Genomic DNA, 6,183 nt, shown 5'->3' on the forward strand with positions numbered 1-6,183 from the left:
CTACGAGCAGGCGATGGCTCTCGGCAACGCCCGGGCCCAGGCGCACTCGCTGCTCCCGGTGCACCGGCGCATGCTCAAGGCCCTGGAGGAGCGCGGCGCGCTGAACCGGGAGCTCGAGGCCCTGCCGTCGGACAAGGAGCTCGCCGCCCGCTACGAGAACGGGGACGGGCTCACCGCACCGGAGTTCGCGGTGCTCCTGGCGTACGTCAAGATCAGTCTGGAGCGGGAGGTCCTCGCCGACGTCCTCGTCGACGAGCCCTGGACCAGCACGGTCCTGACCGACTACTTCCCGACGCCGCTACGGGAGCGCTTCGCGGACCGGATGGCCGGGCACCGGTTGCGGCGGGAGATCATCTCCACGTCGCTGGTGAACGAGGTGGTCAACCGCGGTGGTACGTCGTTCGTGCACCGTGCCATGGAGGAGAGCGGCGCCTCCGCGGCCGACGTGATCCGGGCCTACGTGGTGATCCGTGACGTCTACGGTCTCGAGGAGATCTGGGCGGCCGGCGAGGCGCTCGACAACGAGGTGCCGACCGACGCGCAGACCCTGGTCTTCCTGGAGACCCGCCGGCTGCTCGACCGGGCGGTCCGCTGGCTGGTCAGCACCCGGCGCTCGCCGATCGACGTGGCCGGCGAGATCGCCAAGCTGCGGCCCGGTGTGGCCGAGCTGCTGCCGCGGCTGCCGGAGGTGATGGTCGGCTCGGAGCGCCGCGCGCTGTCGGAACGGATCGCCGAGCTGGTCGGCCAGGGTGTCCCGCAGCATCTGGCCGAGAGGGTCAGCCGGGTGTTCTACGGGTTCGGCCTGCTGGACATCCTGGAGACGTCGGCGGCCATCGACCGGGACCCGGGCGAGGTGTCGTCGGTGTACTTCGTGCTCTCCGAGCGTTTCGGGGTGGACGTGCTGCTGTCGCACATCTCCCGGCTGCCGCGCAACGACCGGTGGCAGACCCTGGCCCGGATGGCGCTGCGCTACGACCTGTACGCCGCACTGGCCGCCCTGACCGCCGAGGTGCTGCAGTCGACGCCGTCGACGGCCGCACCGGGGGACCGGGTCTCGGAGTGGGAGCAGGTGAACGCGGCGTCGATTGCGCGGGCGTCCAACGCGATGGGGGACATCGAGGACTCACCGGCCGATCTCGCGGCGCTCTCGGTGCTGCTGCGCCAGATCCGCACCCTGGTCAAGACGTCCTCGGCGGCCTGACCGCCGCATGGTGCGTGTGTATCTCGGGCGCGAACAGCGGCCGAGATGCACACGCACGCTTTTTCAGGTGGTGAGCCGGGCGCCGGCGTGCTGCTCCCGAAGTCACGCCGTGCCCGGCTCACCGTCCGCGTCGCGGTCCCTGCTGGTCCCGAGCGGGATCCGCGACGTCCCCAGACCCACCTTCTGGCCATGACGCTACGTGACGGACGCCAGCGGGGGGAACGGTGCCGGTTGCGGATTGTCCGTTCGGTTGGCCCGATTCAGGCAGAAGTTCCGGTCATTCCCTGACATGGGCGACAACGGGTACGCCTTTAGTGACCGTACGTGATGTTGATGTTCCGGTCAGCGGGTGAGGCCGAGCGCCTCCGCGGCGACCCGGCCGCTGGCCCGGCTGGCACCGTGCGTGATCACGAAGGCCCGTACGCCGGCCGGGCGCCACGAGGACGGCCAGCCCATCTCGACGACCCCGGCGGGCCGGTCCGCGGCCAGCTTCTCGATCAGCGTGCGGGCCGCCGCCGACTCGTGCAGGCGGCGCCCGACCAGCACCACGGGGCGATCCCCGGCGTACCCGGCCAGCTCCTCCGGAGTGGTTCCCTCGACCGCCACCTCGATGTGCTCGACGCCGTCGAGGTGCGGCGCGAGACCCCACGGCACCCGGCCCTCGGCGATCGAGTGCCCCGCGCCGAACCGCACCACCAGCGGGGACCGCAGCGCCGTCACGTCACCCTCGACGGTCATCGCCCGCCGCGCGGCGGCCAGGCCCAGCTCGGTGTCCGGGGTGAACGGCCCCGGCGTCCCGGTCGTCGTCCACGCCGCCAGGGCCGCCGTCCGGGCGGCCGCCTCCTCCAGCCGGCTCAGCGCCAGACGCCCGTCCACGGTCGCCGCGGCGATCTCGGCCGCGACCGCCTCGACCAGGGGCAGGTCGACGTCGGCGCCGATGCAGAGCAGGTCGGCCCCGGCGGCCAGGGCGGCGACGGCGGCCCGCGGGATGCTCCCGGCGGAGGCGGCCGCGCCGCGCATCTCCAGGGCGTCGGTGACGATCGCGCCGCGGAAGCCGAGCTCGCCGCGGAGCAGGCCGGTCAGCGCGGCCCGGCTGAACGTGGCCGGCCCGTCGCCGGTCAGCTCCGGGACCCGGATGTGGGCGCTCATCACGGCCTGGACCCCGGCCTGCACCGCGGCGGCGAAGGGGGGCAGGTCACGCGTACGCAGAAGGGCGAGGGGCACGTCCACGGTCGGCAGCTCGAGGTGGGAGTCGGTCACCGTGGCGCCGTGGCCGGGGAAGTGCTTGGCGCAGGCGGCAACTCCGGCCGACTGGAGCCCGGTGACGGCCGCGCGGGTGTGCCGGGCGACCAGTTCCGGGTCGGCCCCGAACGACCGGGTGCCGATGATCGGGTTGTCGTCGGCGGTGTTGACGTCGACGGTCGGGGCCAGGTCCAGGTTGATCCCGGCAGCGGCCAGATCGGCGCCGATGGCGGCGTGCACCCGGTGGGTGAGTTCCTCGTCGTCGGCGGCGCCGAGGGCGGCGTTGCCGGGGTACGGGCTACCCGTCCGATGTCCCAGCCGGGTGACGTCGCCGCCCTCCTCGTCGATGGCGATCAGCGCGTCGGTGCGGGCCGACCGCAGTTCCGCGGTCAGCCGGGCGAGCTGCTCAGGGTCGGCGACGTTGGTGCCGAAGAGGGTATGGCCGGCCAGCCCGTCGGCGAGCAGATCGCCGGCCCACCGCGGGGCGGTGCCGCCGGGGAAGGCCGCGAGGAGGGTGTGCAGGGCCAGCTGACGCAGGGCGGGGTCGATCGCCATGGGGTCCTTCCGGTACGGCGAGTCTGGCCGGACTGGTCGGATATACCCGAGAGCTGCCATGATCGCTCGGAGTCGATAGCCGAGCACCCTCCGGTCAGGCGGCATTGCCTACCGTTACGCTGCTCGCGATCGTGCGTCGACACTGTAACAGGAAAGAATCTTTAGTATTAGGGGACAACGCTATGGCCGCCACCCGCCTTCCGGGCACCCCCCGGTTGCTGCGCGCCCTCAACGACCGTGCGGCTCTGGACCTGCTGCTCACGCGCGGTCCGCTGACCCGGGCGCAGCTCGGCGAGATGACCGGCCTCAGCAAGGTCACCGCCTCCCAGTTGGTCGAGCGGCTCGAGGAGCGTGGCCTGGTCCGGCGGGTCGGTGAGCAGGCCGGCGGCCGCGGGCCGAACGCGCAGCTCTACGCGGTGACCCCGTCCAGCGCGCACGTGATCGGCGTCGAGGTCGGCCCGGACTGCGTGGTCGCCGCCTGCGCGGACATCACCGGCACGGTGACCAGCCGGGTGGAGCAGAGCACCAAGGACACCGACGACCCGGTCGGTGTCGTGCACAACGCCGTGGTCCAGGCCGCCGGTGAGGCCGGCGCCGACATGTCCTCGGTACGCCGGGTCGTGCTGGGCACCCCGGGCCTGGTGGACCCGCACTCCGGCGAGATCTCCTTCGCCCACGACCTGCCCCGCTGGCACCGCGGCCTGCTCGCCGACCTGCGCCGCGACCTGAACATCCCGGTCTTCTTCGGCAACGACGTGAACCTGGCCGCGGTCGCCGAGTCGAGCACCGGAGCGGCCACCGGCGTCACCGACTTCGCGCTCATCTGGATCGGCCGTGGTGTCGGTCTGGCCACCGTCATCGCCGGCCGGCTGCACCAGGGCGCCACCGGCGCGGCCGGTGAGATCGGCTACCTGCCGGTCGCCGGGGCCGAGGTCCCGCACAACGCGTCCCGCCGCGGGGTGAAGGGCGCGTTCCAGTCGATCGCCGGCGCCGACGCGGTCAAGGCGATCGGCAAGCAGTTCGGCTTCCGCGGCGCCGAGGCGGCCGACGTGGTGCGCGCGGCGGTCGCGGCCGGGCCCGCCGGTGAGCCGGTCCTCGACGAGCTGGCCCGGCGACTGGCCCTCGGCGTGGCCGCCACCTGCGCGGTCCTCGACCCGCCGCTGGTGGTGCTGGCCGGCGAGGTGAGCCGGGCCGGCGGTCCGGCGCTGGCCGAGCGGGTCGAGGCCGAGGTGGCGGCCATCACACTGGTCTCGCCGAAGGTGGTGGTGACGGCGGTGCCGTCCGAGCCGGTGCTGCACGGCGCGCTGCGGATGGCCCTGGACGCGGTCCGGGACGAGGTCTTCGGCTCGACGACCGACTGACGCTCTCTCCCCGGCTGGTTGCCGGTGCCGTCTCAGCGACGCCGAAACGGCACCGGCAACCAGCCGGGTTCCCTCGCGGGGGCGGGTCACCGGCACGCCGTCCGGTTCCCGCGCGCGGACGTGGTTGGATGGACGCGTGCTGGAGGCTGCCGTACCCATTCCGCCCGACGAGGACACCGTCATCGCCTTCGACCGCGTCAACGTGGTGCGAGGCGGAAACTTCCTGATCAGAGACCTGTCCTGGCAGGTCGAGCTGGACGAGCGGTGGGTGGTGCTGGGCCCCAACGGCGCCGGCAAGACCACCCTGCTCAACCTCGCGTCCGCCCGGATGCACCCGACCCGCGGCACGGCGTACGTGCTGGGCGAGAAGCTCGGGCGCACCGACGTCACCGAGCTGCGCACCCGCGTGGGCATCACCACCGGCCGGTTCGCCGACCAGGTGCCGCCCTCGGAGAAGGTGCTCGACGTGGTGGTGACCGCCGCCTGGTCGGTGGTCGGCCGCTGGCGGGAGAGCTACGACCCGCAGGACGAGGCCCGCGCCCGCGAGCTGCTCGACCAGCTCGGCATCGCCGGGTTCGCCGACCGCGAGTTCGGCACCCTGTCCGAGGGGGAGCGCAAGCGCACCCAGATCGCCCGGGCGCTGATGACCGACCCCGAGCTGATGCTGCTCGACGAGCCGACCGCCGGCCTCGACCTGGGCGGCCGCGAGGTGCTGATCGGCCACCTGACCGAGCTGGCGCTGGACCCGGACGCCCCGGCGATGGTGCTCGTCACCCACCACGTCGAGGAGATCCCGCCGGGCTTCACCCACGCGCTGCTGCTGCGCGAGGGCACCGTGGTCGCGGCCGGCCTGCTCGGCGAGGTGATGACCGCGGAGAACCTGACGAAGACGTTCGGCCTGCCGCTGATCGTGGACCGGGTCGGGGACCGTTACACGGCGCGGGCGGGCTAGATGGCGACCAGGGTCGTCGTCGCCGGCAGCGCGAACATGGACCTGGTCGGGCTGGCGCCCAGCCTGCCCCGGCCGGGCGAGACGGTGCTCGGCGACGACTTCGTGATGACCCCCGGCGGCAAGGGCTCCAACCAGGCCATCGCCGCCGCCCTGGCGGGCGCCGAGACGACGTTCCTCGGCGCCATCGGCTCCGACTCCTTCGGTGTCACCCTCAACGCGCGGTTGGCGGCGGCCGGCGTGGACGTCGAGCTGGTACGCACCAGCTACGGCTCCTCCGGCGTCGCGGTGATCATGGTGGACCGTGCCGGGGAGAACTCGATCCTGGTCAGCCCCGGTGCCAACCGCACGTTCGTGGAGCTGTCCGAGGACGAGTCCGCCGCGATCGCCGCCGCCGACGTGCTGCTCTGCCAGCAGGAGATCCCGATGGACACGGTGCTGGCCGCGCTCCGGGCCGGCCGTGCGGCCGGCACCCGCACCATCCTGAACGCGGCGCCCGCCCGGGAGCTGCCGCCCGGCCTGCTCGACCAGGTGGACCTGCTGGTGGTCAACGAGACCGAGGCGCGGGCCATCACCGGCGGCCACGACCCGGACGTCGGTTCCCTGCTGGCGCTGGTCCCGCGGGTCGTGCTCACGCTCAGCGGCAACGGCTCGCGCTACGCCGACCGGGACGGCGCGGACGTGCACGTGCCCGCCTATCGGGTGGAGGTGGCCGACACCACCGCCGCCGGTGACGCCTTCACCGGCGCGCTGGCCGTGGCCTGGGGCGAGGGCCGGGACCTGCCCGACGCCGTGCGCTGGGCGAACGCCGCCGGCGCCGCCTGCGTGCGCCGGGTCGGCGCCAGCAACGCGCTGCCCGGTCGCGCCGACATCGA

General features: G+C 73.5%; 4 protein-coding genes and 1 pseudogene. 4 read left to right on the plus strand and 1 reads right to left on the minus strand.

What is annotated here, in order from left to right; translation table 11 throughout:
* A pseudogene (locus tag Aut01nite_RS41655) lies at window positions 1-1,201 on the plus strand (NAD-glutamate dehydrogenase); the annotation flags it as partial.
* 342 nt (window positions 1,202-1,543) lie between these two features.
* Here Aut01nite_RS41655 and Aut01nite_RS41660 read toward each other — a convergent pair.
* Window positions 1,544-2,998: a glycoside hydrolase family 3 N-terminal domain-containing protein gene (locus Aut01nite_RS41660; RefSeq protein ID WP_043527368.1), complete on the minus strand. Its 1,455-nt coding sequence runs from the start codon at window positions 2,996-2,998 to the stop codon at window positions 1,544-1,546.
* Between the two features lie 182 nt (window positions 2,999-3,180).
* Between Aut01nite_RS41660 and Aut01nite_RS41665 the strand changes: the two genes are divergently transcribed.
* From Aut01nite_RS41665 to Aut01nite_RS41675, 3 genes are all read left to right on the plus strand, one after another.
* Window positions 3,181-4,359, plus strand: a complete 1,179-nt coding sequence (locus Aut01nite_RS41665; RefSeq protein WP_043527370.1) for an ROK family transcriptional regulator — start codon at window positions 3,181-3,183, stop codon at window positions 4,357-4,359.
* Window positions 4,360-4,483: 124 nt separating this feature from the next.
* Entirely contained in the window at window positions 4,484-5,311 is an 828-nt protein-coding gene (locus tag Aut01nite_RS41670) for an ABC transporter ATP-binding protein (RefSeq protein WP_043527372.1), read from the plus strand.
* Window positions 5,312-6,183 (plus strand): ribokinase (locus Aut01nite_RS41675; protein WP_204037937.1); only part of this gene is annotated, 872 nt, incomplete at its 3' end.

The sequence above is a fragment of the Actinoplanes utahensis genome, assembly GCF_016862455.1.
GTDB lineage: Bacteria > Actinomycetota > Actinomycetes > Mycobacteriales > Micromonosporaceae > Actinoplanes > Actinoplanes utahensis.

Excerpts from the sequence above, each read along its gene's own strand:
- Aut01nite_RS41660 (WP_043527368.1), bottom strand. The coding sequence starts at position 2,998 with ATGGCGATCGACCCCGCCCTGCGTCAGCTGGCCCTGCACACCCTCCTC.
- Aut01nite_RS41665 (WP_043527370.1), top strand. The coding sequence starts at position 3,181 with ATGGCCGCCACCCGCCTTCCGGGCACCCCCCGGTTGCTGCGCGCCCTC.